At 43.6% G+C, this 22,210-nt stretch carries 18 protein-coding genes; 3 read left to right on the forward strand and 15 right to left on the reverse strand.

The genetic code is table 11. The features are described from left to right. The first annotated feature begins 5 nt into the window (after positions 1-5). Both R1T43_RS15070 and R1T43_RS15075 read left to right on the forward strand, forming a co-directional pair. A complete protein-coding gene (locus R1T43_RS15070; RefSeq protein ID WP_317355873.1) occupies positions 6-1,292 on the forward strand; it encodes a YeaH/YhbH family protein in 1,287 nt (428 codons plus the stop codon). 3 nt (positions 1,293-1,295) lie between these two features. Then, the gene (locus R1T43_RS15075; protein ID WP_317350236.1) at positions 1,296-2,810 is read left to right on the forward strand and encodes a SpoVR family protein; all 1,515 of its coding nucleotides are present in this window, start codon (positions 1,296-1,298) and stop codon (positions 2,808-2,810) included. A 116-nt stretch (positions 2,811-2,926) separates the two neighbouring features. Here R1T43_RS15075 and R1T43_RS15080 read toward each other — a convergent pair whose 3' ends face one another. From R1T43_RS15080 to prmB, 4 genes are all read right to left on the reverse strand, one after another. Next, complete coding sequence (locus R1T43_RS15080) at positions 2,927-3,391, reverse strand: hypothetical protein (RefSeq protein ID WP_317350237.1); 465 nt, start codon at positions 3,389-3,391, stop codon at positions 2,927-2,929. 211 nt (positions 3,392-3,602) lie between these two features. Then, the gene (locus R1T43_RS15085; protein WP_317350238.1) at positions 3,603-4,778 is read right to left on the reverse strand and encodes an MFS transporter; all 1,176 of its coding nucleotides are present in this window, start codon (positions 4,776-4,778) and stop codon (positions 3,603-3,605) included. Positions 4,779-4,904: 126 nt separating this feature from the next. After that, positions 4,905-6,005: a chorismate synthase gene (aroC, locus tag R1T43_RS15090; protein ID WP_305444896.1), complete on the reverse strand. Its 1,101-nt coding sequence runs from the start codon at positions 6,003-6,005 to the stop codon at positions 4,905-4,907. Between the two features lie 9 nt (positions 6,006-6,014). Next, positions 6,015-6,950, reverse strand: a complete 936-nt coding sequence (gene prmB, locus R1T43_RS15095; RefSeq protein WP_211071238.1) for a 50S ribosomal protein L3 N(5)-glutamine methyltransferase — start codon at positions 6,948-6,950, stop codon at positions 6,015-6,017. Positions 6,951-7,038: 88 nt separating this feature from the next. Between prmB and smrB the strand changes: the two genes are divergently transcribed. After that, positions 7,039-7,632 carry an endonuclease SmrB gene (gene smrB / locus R1T43_RS15100; protein ID WP_317350239.1) on the forward strand — a complete coding sequence of 198 codons (594 nt, stop codon included), beginning with the start codon at positions 7,039-7,041 and terminating at the stop codon, positions 7,630-7,632. Between the two features lie 65 nt (positions 7,633-7,697). On the opposite strand, the gene R1T43_RS15105 is transcribed toward smrB, so the two are convergent. The 11 genes from R1T43_RS15105 to R1T43_RS15155 all read right to left on the reverse strand — a co-directional run bounded on the left by R1T43_RS15105 (position 7,698) and on the right by R1T43_RS15155 (position 22,207). Beyond that, positions 7,698-7,823, reverse strand: coding sequence for a DUF3149 domain-containing protein (locus R1T43_RS15105; RefSeq protein ID WP_082604951.1), 126 nt, complete (start codon positions 7,821-7,823; stop codon positions 7,698-7,700). A gap of 275 nt (positions 7,824-8,098) precedes the next feature. Beyond that, positions 8,099-9,481, reverse strand: a complete 1,383-nt coding sequence (locus R1T43_RS15110) for a sensor histidine kinase (protein ID WP_317350240.1) — start codon at positions 9,479-9,481, stop codon at positions 8,099-8,101. After that, positions 9,478-10,821 carry a sigma-54 dependent transcriptional regulator gene (locus R1T43_RS15115; RefSeq protein ID WP_317350241.1) on the reverse strand — a complete coding sequence of 448 codons (1,344 nt, stop codon included), beginning with the start codon at positions 10,819-10,821 and terminating at the stop codon, positions 9,478-9,480. Before R1T43_RS15115 ends, R1T43_RS15110 begins: the two co-directional genes overlap by 4 nt. 22 nt (positions 10,822-10,843) lie before the next feature. Next, positions 10,844-12,052, reverse strand: coding sequence for an ABC transporter permease (locus tag R1T43_RS15120; RefSeq protein ID WP_317350242.1), 1,209 nt, complete (start codon positions 12,050-12,052; stop codon positions 10,844-10,846). Positions 12,053-12,062: 10 nt separating this feature from the next. Further along, a complete protein-coding gene (locus R1T43_RS15125) occupies positions 12,063-13,376 on the reverse strand; it encodes an ABC transporter permease (protein ID WP_317350243.1) in 1,314 nt (437 codons plus the stop codon). 1 nt (position 13,377) lies between these two features. Continuing rightward, positions 13,378-14,112 carry an ABC transporter ATP-binding protein gene (locus tag R1T43_RS15130; RefSeq protein ID WP_317350244.1) on the reverse strand — a complete coding sequence of 245 codons (735 nt, stop codon included), beginning with the start codon at positions 14,110-14,112 and terminating at the stop codon, positions 13,378-13,380. A gap of 18 nt (positions 14,113-14,130) precedes the next feature. Further along, the gene (locus R1T43_RS15135; RefSeq protein WP_317350245.1) at positions 14,131-15,396 is read right to left on the reverse strand and encodes an efflux RND transporter periplasmic adaptor subunit; all 1,266 of its coding nucleotides are present in this window, start codon (positions 15,394-15,396) and stop codon (positions 14,131-14,133) included. A 369-nt stretch (positions 15,397-15,765) separates the two neighbouring features. Beyond that, positions 15,766-16,713 carry a transposase gene (locus R1T43_RS15140; protein ID WP_317350246.1) on the reverse strand — a complete coding sequence of 316 codons (948 nt, stop codon included), beginning with the start codon at positions 16,711-16,713 and terminating at the stop codon, positions 15,766-15,768. 249 nt (positions 16,714-16,962) lie between these two features. Beyond that, on the reverse strand, positions 16,963-17,601 hold the full coding sequence (locus tag R1T43_RS15145; RefSeq protein WP_211071230.1) for a hypothetical protein: 639 nt from the start codon (positions 17,599-17,601) through the stop codon (positions 16,963-16,965). 66 nt (positions 17,602-17,667) lie between these two features. After that, entirely contained in the window at positions 17,668-19,266 is a 1,599-nt protein-coding gene (gshA, locus tag R1T43_RS15150) for a glutamate--cysteine ligase (protein WP_317350247.1), read from the reverse strand. Positions 19,267-19,357: 91 nt separating this feature from the next. Beyond that, entirely contained in the window at positions 19,358-22,207 is a 2,850-nt protein-coding gene (locus R1T43_RS15155; RefSeq protein WP_317350248.1) for a pitrilysin family protein, read from the reverse strand. Positions 22,208-22,210: the final 3 nt, after the last annotated feature.

The raw sequence follows: 22,210 nt of genomic DNA on the forward strand, positions 1-22,210 counted from the left end.
TGGTTATGGCGCATTTCATCGACCGAAGACTTAACAGTAAAGGCAAAAGCACGGTAAACAGACAGCGCTTTATTAAACGCTATAAACAACAGATAAAGCGTGCTGTTACCGATGCCGTTGGTAAACGTTCTGTTACCGACCTAGACTCGGGCGAGCAGGTAAGTATTCCTACTCGCGATATTTCCGAACCTGTATTTCACACAGGAAAAGGAGGCAAGCGGGACATCGTCCACCCCGGTAATGATCAATTCATAGCAGGCGATAAAATTGACCGCCCACCCGGTGGTGCGGGGCAAGGTTCTGGTGATGGTGAAGCCGGCAATAGCGGCGAGGGAGAAGACGAATTTGTTTTTTCCATATCAAAAGACGAATACTTGGATATTTTGTTCGACGATTTGGCACTGCCTAATTTAAAGAAAAATCAGTTTGATAAAGTGATTCAACATGAAACCTATCGTGCTGGGTATCAGACTGACGGTGTGCCGAGTAATTTAGACATTGTTCGGTCTTTAAAGGGGTCGGTAGCAAGACGGATAGCGTTAACCGGTTCTACTCGTAAGCGTATTAGAGAGTTAGAAGAACAGTTAGCCTTGTTAATTGCTGCGCCTTCTGACAATGCGCTTGCCATTGAAGAAATTGAAAAAGAACTCGCACTACTTAAGGCCAAAGTCGCTAAAGTCCCTTTTATCGACACCTTCGATTTACGTTTCAAAAACTACGATAAGCGCCCTATCCCCACAAGCAAAGCAGTAATGTTTTGTTTAATGGATGTTTCAGGCTCTATGGATCAAGCGACCAAAGATGTGGCCAAGCGCTTTTATATTCTATTGTATTTATTTTTGACCCGTACCTACGAAAATGTAGAGGTGGTGTACATCCGCCACCATACTCAAGCGAAAGAAGTCGACGAGCAAGAGTTTTTCTATTCTCAAGAAACCGGCGGCACTATTGTTTCTAGCGCACTAAAGCTAATGGATGAAATTGTGCGAGAAAGGTTTAGCGACGGTAATTGGAATATCTACGCGGCCCAGGCGTCAGATGGGGATAACTGGGCCGATGATTCACCTTTATGTAGCTCACTTTTAGTCAACAATCTATTACCCGCCACCCGTTACTTTGCCTATATTGAAATAACCGAACGCCAACACCAAACCCTTTGGCGAGAATACGAAAAGGTAAGTCAGTCTTATGACAACTTAGTATGTAAGCACATTCAAACACCGGATGATATTTACCCTGTATTCAGAGAAATATTTAAGCGTACTGAGCAGTTAAGTACGCAAGGAGGTTAGCCCATGTCTTTAAGTGAAGCGCGTCAAAAACATAAATTAGATGATGGCCCAGATTGGACGTTTTCGTTACTGACCGAATATGAAACTGAAATAGACCGCATTGCTAAAGATTTTAAGCTAGACACTTACCCTAACCAAATTGAGGTTATTACCGCTGAACAAATGATGGACGCGTATGCCAGTATAGGTATGCCACTAAACTATACCCATTGGTCGTTTGGTAAAAAGTTTATTCAAACTGAACAACAGTACCGCAGAGGTCAAATGGGATTGGCCTATGAAATTGTGATTAATTCCGACCCTTGCATCGCGTACTTAATGGAAGAAAATACCATTACTATGCAAGCGCTAGTGATGGCCCATGCATGCTATGGTCACAACTCATTTTTTAAAGGTAACTATCTTTTTCAAACTTGGACAGACGCCAGCTCTATTATCGACTACTTGGTATTTGCCAAGAAGTATATTTCCAAATGTGAGCAAAAACACGGCGTAGAGGAAGTGGAAAATATCTTAGATTCTTGTCACGCTTTAATGAATTACGGCGTGGATAGATATAAAAGACCCCAAAAGATATCGCTTCAGGAAGAGAAAACGCGTCAAGAAGAACGTGCTCGCTATTTGCAATCACAAGTTAATGAGCTGTGGCGCACCTTGCCGAACAATCCTAAAAGCCAAGACACGGATATTCTACGCTTCCCTTCAGAGCCGCAAGAAAACTTGCTGTACTTCATTGAAAAAAATGCCCCTTTGTTAGAGCCTTGGCAGCGTGAACTTGTTCGTATTGTGAGAAAAGTATCACAGTACTTTTACCCACAAAAACAAACCCAAGTGATGAATGAAGGCTGGGCCTGTTTTTGGCACTACCATATTTTAAATAAAATGTATGACGAGCGCTTAGTGAGCGACCGTTTTATGATGGAGTTTTTGCACAGTCATTCCAGTGTGGTGATGCAGCCCGATTACAACAGCCCCTACTATTCGGGCATTAACCCTTATGCGCTAGGGTTCTCCATGTTTATGGATATCAAACGGGTGTGCCAATCCCCCACCAAAGAAGACTATGAATACTTACCGACTATCGCAGGAAAAGATTGGCTTGAAACCGTACATTTCGCTATGCATAACTTTAAAGATGAGAGTTTTATCAGTCAGTTTTTATCACCTAAGTTAATGCGAGATTTTAAATTATTTGCCTTGGAGGACGACGCGAGCAATTCCTATGTGAGTGTGAGCGCTATTCATGATGAGAACGGCTATCGTACTATTAGAGAAAAACTCTCTGCCCAATATAATTTAAGTAATTTAGAACCTAATATTCAGGTATATAACGTTGATGTAAGAGGTGATAGATCTTTGACACTTCGCTACGTACCTCAACATGGCATTCCGTTAGGAAACTCCAAAGGTGAGGTTATGCGTCATCTTCATAGATTGTGGAAGTTTGATGTAAGGCTTGAGCAAGAAAACAGTGCAGGCCTTCCTACCCTACTGGCCGAGTGCCGAACCAGTAAGTAATTGTACTTTGCGCCTTCTGGTACGCGGGGGCGCCAGTTAAATGCACACTCTTACTTCCAACTTCTAGAGCCTAACGCGCTAAGGCGTTAACGAGCAAATACAACCGTATGAGTATGTTAGGCATTCAATGTTTTAATCGCCTGGTTGGGCTTAGGCTCGTCAAGAAAGCCATTTTCAGAGGCGTAGAGAAACGCGTCGTCGATGCTTTCCACATGAAAGCTAACGTAGTCTTTGGCGCGTTCGGGCAACATTTTGGCCAATTGATAGCGTTTGACTGGGTTGGTTTGATACACATAGAAAGACGCTTTCACGCCATTTTCATAACACCATACTCCGTATTGAGTGAAGTTTTCCATGGCGTCAAAAGTGGTTAAATCCCACTTATCTAACAACACGATATGTAGCCAGCGCATGTTAAACCTTGAGGCAACCTCTTGCTTAACATCCGCAATATAGCTATTTGATATCTCAGTAGACCACTGACCCTTTAATTCACTAATCAGCGTAGAACCGGTAATTTCTATACTGTAAGCCGCATGGGGAAACTTTTTATTACACACCATATCAGAGCGTAAATTCATGCAAGCACTCCTTTATTAGTACAAAACTACTAACGTCGACACCTGTGCTAGCCTTGTACTAGACCTGCAATAATGTTCTTTATTACAACAAGGTGTCTATTGTCTTCGTACTAGTATTACTTTACGTCTAATTCAGTATAGCTACATATTGCAAGTAAAGTAGTTTTAGACGAAAGCTTTAATAAAACAAGCTTTAAACGGTGAAGGCTTTTTACATAAGTTGCTTGCGCTTACAGAAAAACAAGGAGACCGCCCCTATTGCTGAGAACACCGCGGCGGTGGCAAAGGTTTCATAAGCATTGGCGCCTTGGTTCCATTGTTGACCTGCCATGTAATTACCAAATGCGCCACCAAACCCAAAGGCCACACTAATATAGATAGCTTGGCCTCGGCTGTGGAATGCCGGTGGTAAAAACTGGTGAATAAAGTGTACCGATACCGCATGGGTTAATCCGAAGCTTAACGCATGAATCACTTGGCTTAGTAATATCACCGCCATGCTATCGGCCGCTGCCGCTAACGCATACCAACGCAGTGCTGTTAATAGCAAACTGGCAAACAGCAAATTCCATACGCCAAAACGTGCAGTTAAACGACTGGCAATAAGAAAAATAACCACTTCTACCAATACACCTAGGGCGATGAATAAACCCGTTTGCTGACCGCTGTAGCCAAGGTCGCGCATGTACAGTGCAAAGAAACCATAATAAGCACCGAAACTAATTTGTAAGCATATTGAGGCAAAGATAAAAACCACAAAAGGGCGCTGTTTGGCATACTGCCAAATGCTTCCAACAGCGGTGTGTTTCTCGGCACTCGCTTTCGGGGCTTGAATAAATAGCGTGGTCACGAACAAGAGCAATAACACGCCCACACTCACGATGACCGGTGTTTCAGTAGAAAAGCTGTCTAAGGCCTTACCCACGCCTACGGTTAAGCAGATAAAGCCGATACTTCCCCACAACCTAATAAGCCCATAGCTGGCTTTAGTTCCCACTACAGACTTCATAGTAATAACCTCTAACTGAGGTAAAACCGCAGTCCAGAACATCATCATTAAGCCAAAGGAAAGGGTAAGCCCCCAAAAACCTTCAAATAAGAATACCGAACAAAAGGTGGCTACCGTAAGAAAGCTACCTAGGCGCAATACACTTACCGCATTACCTTTTTTATCGGCAATGCCCGCCCACAATCCAGGCCCTAAAATACGGGCAAGGGTTATCACTGCGAAAAGCTCCCCTATTTCAGCAGAGCTAAAACCACGACCATCGAGAAATATACCCAAGTAAGGGACTAAAACGCCTAGTTGACCAAAGTACAGCCAATAAGTTAACGCGAGGACAATGAGTGATTTATGGTTAGCAAAAGGCAATTTAGCGAATGGCACTGCACAACTCCGTATGCGATAGCGCCACAAGTAAGATTACTTGTGGCGTATGAGGGGATGAATTGGGTTGTTACTATTTTTACTGACGCGCTGTTTATTAGCGCTTAACTAGCGTTTTCTTATCGTTTAGTCAGCCTGACCCGCGATGGGGGCAGTCGTCGATACCACAGAAGCATTTTGTGCACGGTGACGTAAGTAATGATCCATTAATACAATGGCCATCATCGCTTCAGCAATAGGCACTGCGCGAATACCCACGCAAGGGTCGTGACGACCTTTGGTGATAATTTCAATTTCTTCGCCTTGCTTATTGATGGTTTTGCCTGGCACCGAAATACTTGAGGTTGGCTTAAGTGCCATATGCACTTCAAGATCTTGTCCTGTTGAAATACCGCCTAATACGCCACCAGCATGGTTTGATAGGAAACCTTCGGGTGAAAGTGTGTCACGGTGCTCACTGCCTTTTTGGTTTATAACCTCAAAGCCATCGCCAATTTCTACGCCTTTAACCGCGTTAATACCCATCATAGCGTGTGCTATGTCGGCATCTAATCTATCGAATACTGGCTCGCCCAACCCCACTGGAACGTTTTTAACCACGACTGAAACCTTAGCGCCAATGCTATCGCCAGATTTCTTTAGCTCGCGCATGTATTCATCTAGTGCTTCAAGTTTGCTTTCATCGGGGCAAAAGAAAGGGTTGGTGTTCGTTACTGTATGGTCAACGTTTTCAACGCTAATAGGCCCTAATTGAGAAAGGTACCCATGTACTTCAACGCCATGTACTTCTTTTAAATATTTTTTAGCAATACCACCAGCAGCAACACGTACCGCAGTTTCACGGGCAGAAGAGCGACCACCACCGCGATAATCACGTGAACCATACTTTTGATCGTAGGTGTAATCAGCATGACCAGGACGGAAACGATCAGCAATATTTGAGTAATCTTGGCTACGTTGGTCTTTGTTTTTAATCAATAAACCAATACTGGTACCCGTGGTTTTTCCTTCAAACACGCCAGACAAAATCTGCACTTCATCATCTTCACGACGGGCAGTGGTATAACGGGATGTACCAGGCTTACGTCTGTCTAAATCGCCCTGTAAATCAGCTTCACTTAACGTGAGGCCTGGAGGGCAACCATCAACAACACCACCAATAGCGATACCGTGGCTTTCTCCAAATGTGGTAACGGTGAAGAGTTTTCCAAAGCTGTTGCCTGACATAATCTAGAATTAATCCTTGCTGTTAAAATAGTTTTTTAATGTTGTGTTGTTTACGGCAAATATCCCCTGCCCGCCATTTTCAAAGCTAAGCCAAATGACTTCAAGGCCTGGGAAGCGAGTGTCCATGTGCACTTCGCTGTTACCTACTTCAATGAACAACCAGCCGTTGTCGGTTAAATATTGTGGTGCTTTACGCAGCATAATATCCACAAGTTCTAACCCGTCATCACCGGCCGCTAATGCGAGCTCCGGCTCATGATGATATTCATCAGGTAAGTCGGCCATGTCTTCAGCATCAACATAAGGTGGGTTTGATACAATTAAATCGTACTTCTGCCCGGTTAAATTAGTAAATAAATCAGAATGAATGGGGTAAACACGGTGACTGAGTTGATGCTCTTGAATATTAATATCAGCCACTTCAAGGGCATCTTCGCTTATATCTACCGCATCAACCTGGGAGTCGGGGTACGCATGCGCAAGCGCAATCGCAATACAGCCACCACCAGTACACATATCTAAAATATGCGACGGCGCTTCTTTAACGAAGGGCTCAAAATTATTTTGAATCAGTTCTGCAAACGGAGAGCGAGGAATAAGCACGCGCTCATCTACGTAAAAAGGCATACCGCAAAACCAAGCTTCGTTAGTAATGTAAGGCAGTGGCATACGAGTTTGAACTCGTTTTAAAACAAGCTCAGCAATTTTTTCCCGCTCACTTTTTGTAAGTCGTGATGACAACATACTGTCGCCAACATGCTCAGACAACGAATGCGGCAAGTGCAGCGCTTGCATGGTAAGACTTAATGCTTCATCCCAAGCGTTATCGGTACCATGACCAAAATAGAGGGCGGCGTCGTTAAATCGACTGGTAGCCCACCGAATCATATCAAGTATGCTGTGTAAATCTTCGATGGCTTCTTCTAAGTAAAACTTGTCGGTCATAAGAGCTTGGGTACATCAGGAATATGAAAGCTGGTATCATACCCAAAGATAACGCCTGCGCCCACGTTAATTTGCACATCGGTTCATAATGAAAGCATTTAAAAAAGAACTAAAAGCCATGATAAAAGGCACTGAGAAGCCAAAAGTGATTGAAGATACCTTCTCATTTGCTGATGCTGTGCAAGGCGTAAAGCCCATGGAGCAGGACAAGATTGTACCGAATAAGAAAGTTGCTCTAGAAAAGAAAAAGCAACTGGCAGGAGTTAAACACCTTAAAGGCAGTAAACAAGTAGCGGCGAGTTTCAGTTTTTCAGATATGTACCAAGCCGTACTTCCACAAGAAGGCCCTATGCGGTATTGCCGAGATGGCGTGCCAACGCACGTATTAAAGCAGCTTAGACGAGGAGACTATTCCCCTGAGTTTTTGCTCGATTTACATGGCATGACCCGAGAAATGGCAAAAACCGAAATAGCCTCATTGATTTATACCGCCCGCAAAGAGTCGGTAGACTGTGTTTCTATAATGCACGGGTTTGGGCAAGGCGTTTTAAAAAACGCGCTTCCTCACTACTTAATACAGCATCCCCACGTGAATGCATTCCACCAAGCACCCCTTGAATACGGCGGACAAGCAGCATTGCTTGTTTTACTAGACGTGCCCACGCCAGAATATAAGCGATAGCAAACTTAATCCTGTTTACTGAGGCTTCTTGACCTAAGCGACAATGCTCATGGGTAAAGCCCTGCTTACTTATCAAGCTCTGCGCTGTTGTGCATAAACATGTATGTGTAAAACACGCCCATTCCAATAATAATACTGATACCTAAAAGCGAGCCCCATACAACGGGATCTGAAATCATACTTAGTAACATAGTGTTTCTCCTCACAGGGTTAGTAAGTTAATGATAGCGATTTCTTGACGAGGGTTTATGATCTGGATCAAGTCCGAAATACGGTAAATAGAAGGGTTATAGAGAAGTTGATCGAGATCAATATAGAAATAAATTAAAAATAATTCAAAATGACATTGCAAATCATTCTCATTTGCAATACATTGTACATGCCTGTTCGACGTAGGTTAAAAACGGTCTTGGCTTAGCGTCGTAAGGGGAACAGACGCCCGTCTGTTCCCCTATTTTTTTGTCTGTTACTTTTTCGTTTTATCAATAATAAAACGCACGCATAATCCTTTTTCTTTTCGGTTTTGAATCACTAAGTGGCCATTATGTGCATCGGTAATTTCTCGGCATAGCGCCAACCCTAGTCCACTTCCATTCGCCTTAGTGGAATAAAAAGGAACCAGCGCATTTGTCATTACGCTATCCGTCATGCCTTTTCCACTATCGAGTACTTCTATAATAACTTGAGAGGCCGTTTGCTTGATAACGAGCTCCACATTCTGTGGGTTTCCTCCCGACTCATGGGCATTTTTAAGCAAGTTAATTAATAGCTGTTCTACTTGGACTGCATCGGCTTTCACCTCGACAGCCTCTGGCATAGTTAACTTGAAATCGCATTGATTGCTGAGTTGCGCCGTTATTTTATCCCAATCAATCGTTGTCAAAACTGGTGGAGGCAATTTCGCAAACCTTCCATACCCTTGAACAAATTGATTTAAATGGGCAATACGCTCTTCAATAGTGTGGAACACCCGCACCAGACGAGTATCACCATTTTGCTGCCCTACAATTTGCCCGCTATGTAACAGGCTGGAAATAGGCCCTAAGGAATTATTTAGCTCGTGACTAATCACCCTTATTACTTTTTTCCAAACCGACACTTCTTGTCGGTTAAGCTCCCGAGTCATTTGCTTAAGAATATACAATCGATGAGTTTGGTTATTGAGCAAGAAGGTTCCGGTAGCCATATGCCACGTTTGAATACCGCTGGCATCCTGAGGCAAGGTGAATAGGCCTTCTCGGTTTTCTAACAAAACATCTTTCAGCGTGTCTGGTTTATTTTTGAGTAACGTGCCAAGGGTGTAACCCTCTAAGCTTCTGCTACCCATGCTTTTCTCGCCCAAACTGTTAGCACCTACCCCATTGGCACTATTTGCCTGTAAGTCACTATCCTCCATCTTACTTGTTGGGTGGAAGAACTCGCACGCTTGGCGGTTACTCAGTACTACATGCATCTGGTCGTTTACTAATAATAAAACGTCAGGCGAACTATGCAGCACTTTGTCTAGCATTAGCTCTCGTTGATACAACCACTGTTTTTCTCGGCGAAGGGTTTCTGCGGTATCGTTATAAAGCTGGCATAAGGTTTCAAACTCGTCCCCCGTTTTACAAGCCAGTGTTGATGAAAACTCACCGTCTTTAAAATTGAGCAAGCCTATTTCAAGGGCATCCAATTGATTAGTTATTTGTGACGTACAGATTTTCACTGCCATTGCGCACAGGCACAAAGATGCGGTAGCAAGTAGGACTTTTTGAACAACCGACAGGTCGCTTAAATACAACATAGGCGCCATGCCTATTGCCGTAGCGCAAAGCGCTGCTACCAGAAGTTTAGTTTTAATTAACCTCACGATTTATAATCAATTCCGTATTTATCTAGTCTGCGGTAAAGGGCTTGCCTTGATAACCCCAAGTACCTTGCGACTTTAGATATTGTGCCGTTAAATTCTGTAAGCGCCGCCTCTATCTCTAACTTGCTGGGTTCTTTTCCTCCTCTGTCCTCGGTATTCGAATCACCCTTCGCACAGGGTAAACCGAAGTCTTCAGCATCAAGGGTACCATCTGGGTGCAAAATACTAACTCGTCGACACACATTCTCAAGCTCACGCACATTTCCTGGCCATGCATAGGCTTGCAGCGCTTGTTGACCCGTTAAGCTAATGTCTCGACCTGGCAGGAAATGCTTTGCTAAAGCCAACACATCATCTCCTCGCTCATTGAGCGGCGGCACATTAATTTCGATAACATTTAAACGATAAAACAAGTCCTCGCGGAATGCGCCGTTGGCGATATCGCGAGTTAAATCAGAATTGGTAGCCGATATAATTCTTACATCTGTTTTTTGTGTTTTCACCGAGCCCAGTTTCTCAAATTCACCGGTTTGCAATACACGCAGTAATTTGACTTGGCCCGACAAAGGCAAATTGCCAATTTCATCTAAAAACAAAGTGCCTTGGTTGGCGGCTTCAAAACGGCCAATTCGCGTTTTATTAGCACTGGTAAACGCCCCTACTTCTGCGCCAAATAGCTCGGCTTCAATAAGCTCTTGAGGAAGGGCTCCCGCGTTTACCTTCACAAAGGCAGACTGATTAAGGGGGGATTGAGACTGAATGAGTTCAGCAATCTTTTCCTTTCCGCTACCATTAGGTCCAGTAATAAGTACCGGCACATCTGATTTAGCCACCTGCACCGACATATCTACCACCCGCTGCATGGCTGCACTTTCGTACACTAATCCAATACTTACTGCTGCCTGGCGAGTATTGTCAAAATTTGCCGCTTGTTGCTTCAACACTTTATTTTGGCTAGCGGCCTGGCCTAGCGCTACTAGGTTTTTAATAGTAGTAATCAGCTTGCTGTCATCCCAAGGCTTTGGAATGTAGTCTGCCGCGCCCGCTTTCACTAACTCTACAGCTTGCTCTAACTCCGTCCACGCTGTAATGAGAATAATGGGTAATAACGGGTTTAGCTCACGAAGTGCGAAGAAGAGATCGCGTCCTTCTTCGCCAGAGGTCGTATCTGCACTAAAATTCATATCTTGCAGCACTAGCCCGATAGCTTGGTAATTGACTATCTGCAGCGCTGCTTTTGGCGTGGTGGCTGTCACCACATCGTAACCATGAATTTCTAGCAATAATGACAACGCCTCTAATACGGCTGCGTTGTCATCAACAATTAACACTTTTGTCATGTCTTCACTTCTTCAATACGACTTATATGCTACGGGTAGCAATACTGGGTGAAATATTAGCGGCTCGCATAGCAGGAAAAATGACGGCAAGTATACTCATTGCAAAAATGAACACGGCGGTACCCACGATGAATTCCGGCTCTAAAGATGCAATCGAATAGGATTTCATCATCACATTACCTAGAACCACTGCCGCTATTCCCCCTATCAGTAAGCCCGCTATACATACCATGGTATTTTCGACTAAAAAATATCTTACGATAGCAGACTTTCTTGCCCCTAATGCGCGCCGAGTACCAATTTGTTTTGTTCGTTTACTAATATTGAACTGGGTTAAGCCAAATATGCCAAGAGCGGTCACCAGTAAAAGAATAACAACCAGTACTATCAACATACGCATCATGAGCACATCAGTAGCGTCATAGTTTTCTTTGGTTTTATCTAATCCATCGACATTAATGATGACCCGTTTATCGTAAATATCCAACATGTTCTGTTCAATATTCGCCATGACGTTAGCTCGTTCAGTTTTATCTGTTCGAACGAGAATATGTTGATAACTTTGCACATCCATAAACGGCACAATAGCGGTGGTTTTGTCTCGCATACCATTAGGCCACGGGCTTTTCATTGTTCCCACAATACCGATAATTTCAAGGGGCCTATTTTTAAGATAAACCGTCTCGCCCAACGCATTACCATCAGGGAATAAGGCTTTGGCGAGAGCGTGAGAGACAATAATTGTATTAGGGCCGCTACCGGTGAAGTCATTACCAACTATTACCTCTTCAGGCCTAAAGTTACGCCCTTCAATGAGCTTGATACCGAAGGTATTTAAGCCATGGTCATCCATGTAATAGTAAGGCACGTTGATAGATTTAGACTGCTCTGGAGATGGTTTTAAACGCACTGATGATGATGAACCACCGCCTGATAAGGGCACCGCTTGAATTAAACTGGCGTCGATTACGCCAGGAAGGTTTCTTATCATGGTTTCATCGAGTTCGGCTTGTTGACTGAGAGTGCGGTCTTTTCCAAACGTCATAACCGACAAACTAAAGATTTCCTTCTCTGGGAACCCTGTATCTTCGCGAAGATACGAAACATGATCATTAATCATAAATGCGGCATTGCTAACGATCGCCATAGTGAGCGCTATTTGAAGTAATAAAAGCAAGGCGCCAATTTTAGAGCGGCGTATTGCATTGAAGATTGGTTTAATGTCTAACATAGCCTGCTCCCTATTGGCTTTTTAAGTAAATTGCGGGTTGTGTTCTGCACACTAACCAAGCTGGGTACAATCCGGCTAAGAAACTGGCCACAAGTGCAATCAATGGCGCAGCTAGCAACATTGAGACATCCATAGTTGCTAAGTCATCGTAATAGCTGTTGGTCACGCGAATTCCCCATAACCCAATTTGCGCAATCACAATACCTAACAAGCCTCCGGCTAGCCCAATTACTGATACTTCTACGATATGCTGGGCAAATATATGACGCTTGCTGGCGCCTAGCGCCCTTCGGACACCCACCTCTGGCGCCCGCTTTAAAAACTTCGCCAGTAGTAACCCTAAAATGTTGGACACACACACTAATAGGAACATAAAACTCAACCCCACCAGAATACGGTTATCTTCAGATACCACTGAGTTGTACTCCAGCCATTCCGTCACGTTTCTAAGCTTGTATTCCAACGCTTCTCGGTTAAATCGCCCTTTTTCTCTTTGATCTTCCATATAGGTCATTAGGAAATTGGCGAATTGCTGCTTCTCTTCTTCCGTGTTCAGTTGAACCCAAAATTGAAGCCACACGTGCTCTGATTGCATTAAATCTTGATAGTTCTTAAGCGCCTCATGCTTCCAGCCGTTTAAGTTTCCCCAGGTGGTAACTTCTTCTAACGCACCAATACCGAAAGGAATATAGAGCTGTTCAGAGGAATTAAATGCTCCATTGTTCACGTCGTAATACTTGACGTGGTGCTCCCAATTCGCTGTGACACCCACAATTCTGTAGCTATTGTTATCAAGGTAAATATGTTGGCCAACCGAGTCTTTGCCTGCAAATAACCTATTATTTATTTTTTCTGATATCACTACTACGTATTCGTGGGTGTCTTGCGAATTTAAAGACCAAGGTGCCCCATAAATAAAAGGTCGGTCGAAGATAGTGAAAAACTCTCTATTCACCAATCGGGCGGGCTCCATAGTAGGTTTCACGTCAGGCGAATTAAGGTGCACAGAGAAGCCACTTCTAAAGCTCGGCGACTTAGGTACGGGAATATCTGCGTTGTACAGATTCACGGCATCCTGATAAGTCAGTTGATACGGTAGGTTGTCGGATGAATGCCACTCATTGCCATCGTCCATAATATTCAACTGCGGATAAAAAATAGCGCCGCTTTTGTGGGGAATGGGGTCCATCGACATCATGTGATAAACCGACAGACTTGTCATAGTCAGCCCAATGCCAATGGCAATGGCAAAAACCATCAAAAAGCTAATGACGGGCGTGCGTTTAATGCTTCGCCAACTTAAATCGATATAATGGAGGAACATATTATACTCCTGACGCAACAAAGGTTTCATTGTCGCGGGTAGCCGCTACTGTCGGTTTACCTTGATACAACGTAAAGTCGGCTAACTGCCCGTCTACCACTTGAATATTTCTAGGCGCTCGGCGGGCCAATTCTGCATCATGTGTTACCATCACAATTGTTGCGCCATTTTTGTTTATTTCTTCTAGAAGCTCCATGACTTGTCGTGCCATAAGGCTGTCCAAATTTCCCGTAGGTTCATCGGCAAGTAAGAAACGAGGCTTGCCCGCAAGAGCTCGTGCGATTGCAACACGCTGCTGTTGCCCGCCGGATAACTGTTGTGGTAAATGTTTCGCTCGGCTGGCTAGTCCAACTTGCTCTAAACATTGCTCAATTCTAATTTTACGTTCTTTCGCTGCAATGCCTCGATAACGAAGGGGGACTTCGACATTTTCATATAAGTTCAAATCAGGTATTAAATTAAACCCCTGAAATATATACCCTATTTTTTGGTTTCTTAAGTCGGCAGTTTCATTGTCAGATAGCCCGCCGATATCGACACCATCTAATGTATATTGGCCGGTGGTAAACGGCTCGAGCAAACCAGCTATGTTCAGAAACGTTGTTTTCCCAGAACCAGAGGGCCCGGTAACTGCGATGAACTCCCCTTCATTAACGGTTAAGGAAAAATCCCTTAGTGCATGGGTTTGTACGCTGTTCGTTTGGTATATTTTGCTTACGTTAGTCATGGTTAACATTGCTATTTATCCTTTTTATTAGCGCAGAAGTACTGTAGCCGCTTGATTAAACTGTTCGTAATTTGAAACTATTATTTTGTCGCCTTCTTGCAGCCCGCTGAGAATTTCCACTTCTCGAATACTGGTCGCACCAACCTGAATGTCGATTCGCTCTGCAAGGTCGCCGGTAACTAAATAAGCTGTGGTGCCACCGGCTTGAAGGAAGCTCCCACGGTCTACCTTAAGTACATCACTTTTGTTCTCCAACAGTATTCGTGCTGACACCTGTTGGTTCTGACGAATTGAATGCACGCTATTTTCAGGAAAGCGCACCCTAGCCGTAACTTGTCTATCGACAACTTCTGGGGATATTGAAACGAGTGTGCCAGTCACTTTTTGGACACCCACTTTTAACTCAACACTCATCCCTAATCCCAGCTCATTTGCGTAGCTCTCAGCAACGTTGAGTTCAGCTTCATAAGCTGTTAAATCTACCAATTTCATTAATGGCTCATTTTTGGCCACAAGTGCGTTCGGCTGAATTAGCACGTTCCCCACCACACCAGACACGCTAGCTCTAATAGTTAAATCGGCAAGTTGGCGGGTAAGGTCATCAACAACTAAAGCTTGCCTGGCGACCTTCTCTTTCGTGGTCTTAAGCTCAAAAGCTAACGTATCTGTTGCTAATTCAATTTCGCTAATGGCGTGCTTATAAGTCACTTCTGCCTTGGCTAGATTATCTAGAGCCTCTTCTAAATCTATCTGGCTAATAAGGTGGTCTTTAATAGACAGCTTTGCTCTTTTTTCTTCTCGCTGAGCAGCGACCAATTCAACGTTGGCAATATCAGCTTGTTTATTTAATAAAAGTGCCTGTCTACGTACATCGAGCTCTTGCCTAGCAAGCTCACTTTGCAAACTTGCTAGCGCAGATTGCTCTTGCTTCATAGTATTCTGCAACTCAGGAGAATCGACTATTGCTACAATATCCCCGTATTCTACCGAATCACCGGGCTTAACTTTTAATAGGACATAGCCTTGCTCAGGGCTATATAGCTGAGGAGCGTTTGAAGCGATTATTCTGCCTGTTGTGACGATATCCCTAATCAGCTCGCCTTTCGTTACTACACTGAACTTTAGCGAATCACGGCTGCTAGATATTCCAGCGTTGGAGCTGGAAAAAAGAAAAAAATATCCGAAGACACCCACTATCACGAGTACCGCTAATACCGCTAAGACACCCACCCATTTTTTTGGCGATGGCTGCGTTACAACAACGGTATCTTGGTTACTGGTATCCTGAATCATAAGGCATCCTCATGACTTACGGACTCAAAATTAGCGAGCAACACCACAATGATAAAGATAATAATGGGCAGACTGATAAAGTGAAAAAGCAACATGTTCATCTAATTTTTGTTGGCGGTATAAACTAGTACTACGAATAACGTGCCAAAAATTAACTACATGATTAGCAATGATTTTTTAAAATCTTGAGTAGTTAATGTGTCCGAACGGACACTTTTTATTGTCCGATTTTTTTGGCCGGACGGGTTTGGAGAATTAGGGGATGGATATCAGGAAAATCACTGGGTGTTACTTAAAGACTGGTATCAACTTGCCTCAATACCCATTGATGCTAAATAAGATACAAAGATTGGGATAGAGTATTCGGATTTAGCCGACTAATTGATATCTCTTTCCAGTTTTTCGTTTTACCAGCGACAAGCTTATCTTGCTGGAGAAATTACTCTCTATAGTGCTTACAATTTCAGACCAATCTGTTTGTGTTAAACCTGTACGCGATAAAATAGGCTCGCAGTTTTGCGGGATAGCACCTTTGACGTTACTTCTTAGTTGCCTACCTGTTTGATCCACCAGGTTCAAATAATCCTCTAATCGAAAAGGTAATCCTCTTAATTTACTATTTTGTGAATCACCAATAAATGGAAGTAGCTCTGGGGGTTGTTTATTCACTTTCGCCTTTGCTATACGACGACTCACACTGGTATACATTGCCTTTTCTGGTGTCTTCGCTTTACCAACTCTAATGGGATTCAAGTCAACATAGGCCATACAAGCCAATAACGCTGATTCATCTAACAGAGCTTGAGACTTAAATCGTCCTTCCCAAAAACGACCTGTGCATTCGTCTTCCTTGTTTGCTTTCCTAGCAATAAACTCATTAAGAAGCCGCATAAACCAACTGATATCGTACAAACGCTTTCTATAAATTTCCACGCAAGAAAATACCGTTTTTATTTGTGCTTCAGAAAGATTAGGCCTCTGATCTCTATTCATAAATTGACGAGTAAGCAAAGTTCCATTGTGAAGCGTATGCCACCGGCTTAGTACTTCTTCAGGGCTCATTGCAAGCGCAAGATTCTTATCAATGCGTAATACCGTATGGGTATGATTGCTCATTACTGCATAAGCGCAAACATCGATTGCAAAAACACTGGCGAGCTTAAGCAATCGGTTCTCTACCCATTGCCTTCTGTGCTCGTAGCTCTTTCCACTGAATCTGTCTTTACCGCATAGGAATGCTCTACGAACACAACGAGAAACGCAATGATAGTATGGAGTCTCATCTAAACATATTAGTGACTTACGAGGACGCGGCATGCTTAAGTTTTGGTGTGGGTATTTGATGTTTATAGTGGATTAATCTGCCAGAGGAGAAAACTGAACCTTGGGTTAGTTTTCTCCTCTGTTCCGAATCAATTGACTAAGGTGTGCGTTTTATCAAACAAACCTTGGACATCCATGATATGTCCAAGGTTCTTAAAACGGTGGGTGTCTATGTTTTAGTAGTGGGTGTCCACAAATCTATCTTTCAGTAGGTGGATGTCCATAAATCTAAAGCTCAAAAACTTAGCTAAAAAGCTTCATGAACCAGCCTTTGCTTAGCTCTTCTTCACAGGTTTTAAGCTGGGTGGCGTAGCGTAGCGATCTTGCTTTCACTTTAGATGCCACTTTCTTAAGCCAAGGTTTACGGTCGTAACTTCTACGCTTATAGCCCCCCCAGCCTTCGTGGTAATTTAAATATTGGGCATAAGCATCCCACTTTGAAATGCCATTTACTTTTTGCGATTTATAAATAAACCAACCCATAAAGTCGATGGCATCTTCGAAATCATCGCGATCAGCGCCGCTGTTATCGGTTTCGCGCATATAGTCAGCCCATGTGGGTGTCTTAGCTTGCGAATAGCCATAGGCGGAACTAACTCTGCCCCAAGGGACTAGGCCGAAAAATACATAATCACGAGGAGGCAATGCATCGTGGCGAAAAGAACTTTCTTGATACATCATTGCCATCGGCACATGAATGGGTACCCCCCATTTATCACGTGCGTCGGCTGCTGCATCGTACCAATCATCTTTTTCAAAGAAGATTTCGCACAAATTACTGCTGTCTTTCGGCGGTGTTGTAGCGCACCCAGCGATAAATAGCGGAAAAAGCACGACCAAACTTGATAAAAAAATGAACAACGGTTTGAACTTTTGATGCATAGCTTGTCTTAACTTATGTTCTAGTAAAATGTGTGTTTCCCTGGAACCTTCTACGCCTGATTTCTATCAGGCGTTTTTTTTTGCTAGCGGTTCATTGAAATAATCACGAATGAAACTGTCGAAGTCTTTCGTATCAGCCACTTCCACATCAGCTTGCGCTGCTAAAGACGTCTCAGCGGCATCTACAAACATAGCTTCCGTAGTTTGCTGATAATCGAACCCTTTCATCTGCTCTTGATACCATGCGGCTAGCTCTAGGCCGTAAACACCGTTATCTTTATCATGTTTTAGCAGTTCCTCTAAAAGAACACCTGAAGGGGTTAACGCAGGGTTTGCAACTTTCTTCGTCTCTGCAGCAACTGCGTCACTGTATCGGGTGGTATCATTTGCCAAGTCGAGTATTTTCGCTACTTGTTCAAACTCTTCAAACAATGATGAAGCCCACGCTGTTAGTGTTGTTTCCTGATTGTCACGAGTAAGCGCTAATTGAGGCTTTCTCCCCTCTAACACTACCCGGTTCATGTTTTCTTTCGCTTCATTTAGCTGAGCTTCGTCTAATTCAGCACTAGGCTTCAACAAGCACGTCAACAAAAACACATCAAGAAAATCGAATTGCGTTTGGCTAATACCAATGGGCGAAAATGGGTTTACATCTAACGCACGCACTTCAATGTAGCTGATGCCGCGCTTAACCAGCGCGTCGGTAGGCTTTTCCATAGACTGCGTAGGTTGCTTTGGACGAATTGGCGAGTACAGCTCGTTCTCAATCTGTAAAATATTACGACTGAGCTGCTGATAATTACCACCATCGCCAGCAGCAAAGCTACTAAAGCGATTTGATGGCGTATCCATAGCACCACGAAGCAAACGAACGTAGTTGTCTAACTGGTTGTAACAAATTTTAAGTGAAGACTGCTCTGCACTGGTATAGCCCAAGTCACTCATTCTCAATGACGTGGCATACGGCATGTAATACGTACCCTTGCCTACTTTTTCGAATGGTAATGCATGTTCTTTTCCTTTCAAAAACGAACCACACAATGCAGGTGAGGCACCGTATAAATAAGGAATTATCCAGCAGTAACGACGGTAATTCCTGATTAAAGAAAAGTAGTCGGCTGAAGTCTGATCTTGGCTATGGTCAGTACCGTTAAGCTCAGCCCAAAGTTTCCAGAAATCATCAGAAAAAGAAAAGTTAAAATGTACGCCAGCAATCGCCTGCATCATGCTGCCATAGCGGTTTTTTAACCCAATTCGATATACTCGCTTCATTTTGCCGATATTAGATTCGCCAAAATAAGCAATAGGAATATGCGCTTCATCTTCGATAAAACACGGCATGCTGAGTGGCCAAATTTGCTCATCGCCAATGTTATCAATGGTGTACTTATGAACATCTTGTAACTGCGTAATAGTTTTAGCGGCGCTACTTTCAGGCGGCGTAATAAACTCTAACAACGACTCTGAAAAATCTGTGGTTATCGTGTCGTGTGTTAGCGCAGAGCCTAACGCCTTTGGATGAGGCTCTTGCGACAGAGCACCGTTTGGCTTAATGCGTAACGCTTCACGCTCAACACCACGCTTTATTTGCGTAAGTGCCGTTAAAAATTCAGGTGATTTAAGCGAAGCCAAACGCTCGTTGAAACACGTTGAGTTTACAGTCAATGTTCATATCCATGGATGAGTTGTTCCCCTCAAAATGGGGAACAACGTATTAAATTCAAGTCAATATTACCAATGACTTGCTATCAGATACTCAGTTTATCTTTTCTCGACTATTGGTATCTACCGATAATTCGATGATCGGCATATTTAACGACTCTAATTGCTCTAGAATCGCTTCTTTATCGCCAACAACGATAACTTGCAACGCATCTGTCGACAAATATTGCTTAGCCAGTGCGTTTATCTCGTCTTTGCTGATGCTATTAATTATCTCAATTTGCTCGTTTCGGTACCCTTTTTCAAGGCCATAACTTTGCAACTGGCGAAGAAAGCGCGCTTTGCTATTGGGGGTTTCAAATTCTAACGCATCACTCAACGTAAATGCATTGCGCATAAATTGAATTTCCTCGTCAGTCGCCCCTTTGTCGATGTACTGATTTATTTCTTTAAAAACTTCAGTAATGCCCTGGGCAGTATTCGCCGCCGTTAAATCAGTTCCAACTTCAAACCAACCTAAGGTTTTACCTCCCATGAACGCACTATTCGCACCATAGGTAATGCCTTTATCTTCTCGCAAATTCAGGTTTATTCGGCTGTTAAAGCCTCCACCTAAGGGGAAATTCACTAAACGAGATTTAAAGTAATCGCCAGTTGCATCAAAAGGTAGGCTACGTTTAACAATATAAACCACCGACTGCACTGCACTGGGGCTATCGACCAAAAACACTTGGTTCTTATCGTAAGTAGGGAAAGCATCATAATCTTCAAAGGTATAAGACTCACCCTTCCAATTCGACATAAAATCTAATGCATCTACCACCGCATCAGAACTCATATTACCCACGACTACCGCACTTGCTTTACTCGGTGAATAATACTGATTATAAAACTGCTTCACATCGTCAAGTGTGATGGACTGAACGGTTTCAATGGTGCCTTCATCAGGAAGGCTTACACGATTATCGGCACCAAACAATACTAAATCTCGCGCACGTCGAGCCAAACTTGACGGCGTTTTCGCTTGCTGCTGCAAGCCTTGCAACACCCGCTCTTTCATTCGAATGAAATCACTTTCTGCAAAAGCAGGATTAAAGAACTTCTCTTTTAGTAATGCCAAAGTTGGCATTAGGTTTTTAGTTAACGTAGACACATATACCTGTGAGTATCGGCCTGCTGCACTAAAGCGAATTGAACTGCCTAATTTAGCTAACTCGTTCGCTAATTCTTCATTTGTGTAGTTTTGTGTAGATTCATTCATCATTAATGCGGTGAGATACGCAGTACCTGCTTTACCCTCAGCATCTAGCAACATACCACCATCCATACTGATGGTAAGGGCTACCGTAGGCGTTTCACTCATCGTGACGCCAAGTACATTCACACCATTTGCTAGTTCACGCTCCCAATAATCCGGCACTGTGACTACAGGAGCCTCACCGGCTTTCGGTTGTACGGTTCTATCGAAACTAGATGGTGAAGACGTATATTCATGATTGTCTGGTTTTGTTTCGGGCTGCGTTTCAGGCAGTGTTCGAACCGGGCGTTCAAACGTGGGCTCCGCAGCCTGCAGTTGCGGCTGGCCTTTAGGCACAATACTCAACACCACACTATTAGCGCCTTTGATATATTTCTTATAGACACGCATCACGTCTTCAGCGGTCACAGAATTGTACCGTGCGATATCTTCAGACACTAAATCTGGAGTTTGATAAAAAGTTTCATTAGCCGCAAGCGCAGTCACTTTACCGGCTACGCTTTGTAGGCCAAATACGGTAGAGGCTTCTATACTGCCTTTGGTTCGCGCTAAATCGTCAGGTTTAACACCGCGGGTTTCGAATTCAGCCAGAGTGGCTTCTATTACCTTTTGAAGCTCATCCAGTGACTGCACCTTTGCTGGATTAGCCAAGGCAATTAATTGAAATTCACAGGCAAGTTCCCGGCATGGGTGTGACACGACAGCTTGGACAGCCATGCCTTCTTTTACTAAATTTTTATAAAATAAAGACGTTTTGCCGCCGCCTAGAATGTCAGAGAGTACATCTAACGGTGCTTCATCAGGGTGACGTGCATATACCGTAGGGAAAGTGATTTGTAGTAAGGGTAAGTGTACCTTATCTTCTAACGTCATATAGCGCGTTTCAGATAAGGTTACTGGCTGAGGCTCAGGATCTTTTACCTCAGGCCCCTTTGGAATATCACCGAAGTATTGGGCTATTAACTTCTTAGTTTTTGCCGCGTCTATGTCACCACCTATGGTTAACACCGCATTGTTAGGCCCATACCAGCGTTTAAAAAAGGCTTTAAGGTCGTTTACATTAACCCGGTCTAAGTCTTCAACATAACCAATGGTCATCCAAGAATAGGGGTGACCTTCTGGATACATGGCTTCGCCATTTAGCTCGTGTCTTAGCCCGTAAGGCTGGTTATCTACTCGCTGAGCACGCTCGTTCTTAACCGTTTCACGTTGGTTTTCGAATTTGGTTTGATTTACCGCTTCAAGCAAATACCCCATGCGATCTGCTTCAAGCCACAACACTTTTTCAAGCTGGTTGGCAGGCACAGTTTCGTAATAATTGGTTCTGTCGGTATTTGTCGAGCCGTTTAAACTGCCACCGGCTTCTGTAATCACCTTAAAATGCTGTTCATCTGCTACATGTTTCGAGCCTTGAAACATCATATGCTCAAAAAAGTGTGCAAAACCAGACTTACCCACTTCTTCTCGGGCAGAGCCTACGTGGTACGTCACATCCACATGAACGAGGGGATCTGAATGGTCTTCGTGGAGAATAACCGTTAATCCATTACTGAGCGTGTACTTTTCGTAGGGGATAGTAACTGCGGAGCTATCGGCGGGGATATCTACGTTTGCCCGTTGGCATCCGTTAAGTACGCTAATAGCAAAAACTGCAACAATAAGGCGAAACGCCAAACTTCCTGACATGCT

This window comes from Alteromonas sp. CI.11.F.A3 (genome assembly GCF_032925565.1).
GTDB lineage: Bacteria > Pseudomonadota > Gammaproteobacteria > Enterobacterales > Alteromonadaceae > Alteromonas.

What these genes read in the sequence shown, in the direction of transcription:
- R1T43_RS15070 (WP_317355873.1), top strand. Translation starts at nt 6, where the DNA reads ATGGCGCATTTCATCGACCGAAGACTTAACAGTAAAGGCAAAAGCACG.
- R1T43_RS15075 (WP_317350236.1), top strand. Translation starts at nt 1,296, where the DNA reads ATGTCTTTAAGTGAAGCGCGTCAAAAACATAAATTAGATGATGGCCCA.
- R1T43_RS15080 (WP_317350237.1), bottom strand. Translation starts at nt 3,391, where the DNA reads ATGAATTTACGCTCTGATATGGTGTGTAATAAAAAGTTTCCCCATGCG.
- aroC (WP_305444896.1), bottom strand. Translation starts at nt 6,005, where the DNA reads ATGTCAGGCAACAGCTTTGGAAAACTCTTCACCGTTACCACATTTGGA.
- prmB (WP_211071238.1), bottom strand. Translation starts at nt 6,950, where the DNA reads ATGACCGACAAGTTTTACTTAGAAGAAGCCATCGAAGATTTACACAGC.
- smrB (WP_317350239.1), top strand. Translation starts at nt 7,039, where the DNA reads ATGAAAGCATTTAAAAAAGAACTAAAAGCCATGATAAAAGGCACTGAG.
- R1T43_RS15105 (WP_082604951.1), bottom strand. Translation starts at nt 7,823, where the DNA reads ATGTTACTAAGTATGATTTCAGATCCCGTTGTATGGGGCTCGCTTTTA.
- R1T43_RS15115 (WP_317350241.1), bottom strand. Translation starts at nt 10,821, where the DNA reads ATGACAAAAGTGTTAATTGTTGATGACAACGCAGCCGTATTAGAGGCG.
- R1T43_RS15120 (WP_317350242.1), bottom strand. Translation starts at nt 12,052, where the DNA reads ATGTTAGACATTAAACCAATCTTCAATGCAATACGCCGCTCTAAAATT.
- R1T43_RS15125 (WP_317350243.1), bottom strand. Translation starts at nt 13,376, where the DNA reads ATGTTCCTCCATTATATCGATTTAAGTTGGCGAAGCATTAAACGCACG.
- R1T43_RS15130 (WP_317350244.1), bottom strand. Translation starts at nt 14,112, where the DNA reads ATGTTAACCATGACTAACGTAAGCAAAATATACCAAACGAACAGCGTA.
- R1T43_RS15135 (WP_317350245.1), bottom strand. Translation starts at nt 15,396, where the DNA reads ATGATTCAGGATACCAGTAACCAAGATACCGTTGTTGTAACGCAGCCA.
- R1T43_RS15140 (WP_317350246.1), bottom strand. Translation starts at nt 16,713, where the DNA reads ATGCCGCGTCCTCGTAAGTCACTAATATGTTTAGATGAGACTCCATAC.
- R1T43_RS15145 (WP_211071230.1), bottom strand. Translation starts at nt 17,601, where the DNA reads ATGCATCAAAAGTTCAAACCGTTGTTCATTTTTTTATCAAGTTTGGTC.
- R1T43_RS15155 (WP_317350248.1), bottom strand. Translation starts at nt 22,207, where the DNA reads ATGTCAGGAAGTTTGGCGTTTCGCCTTATTGTTGCAGTTTTTGCTATT.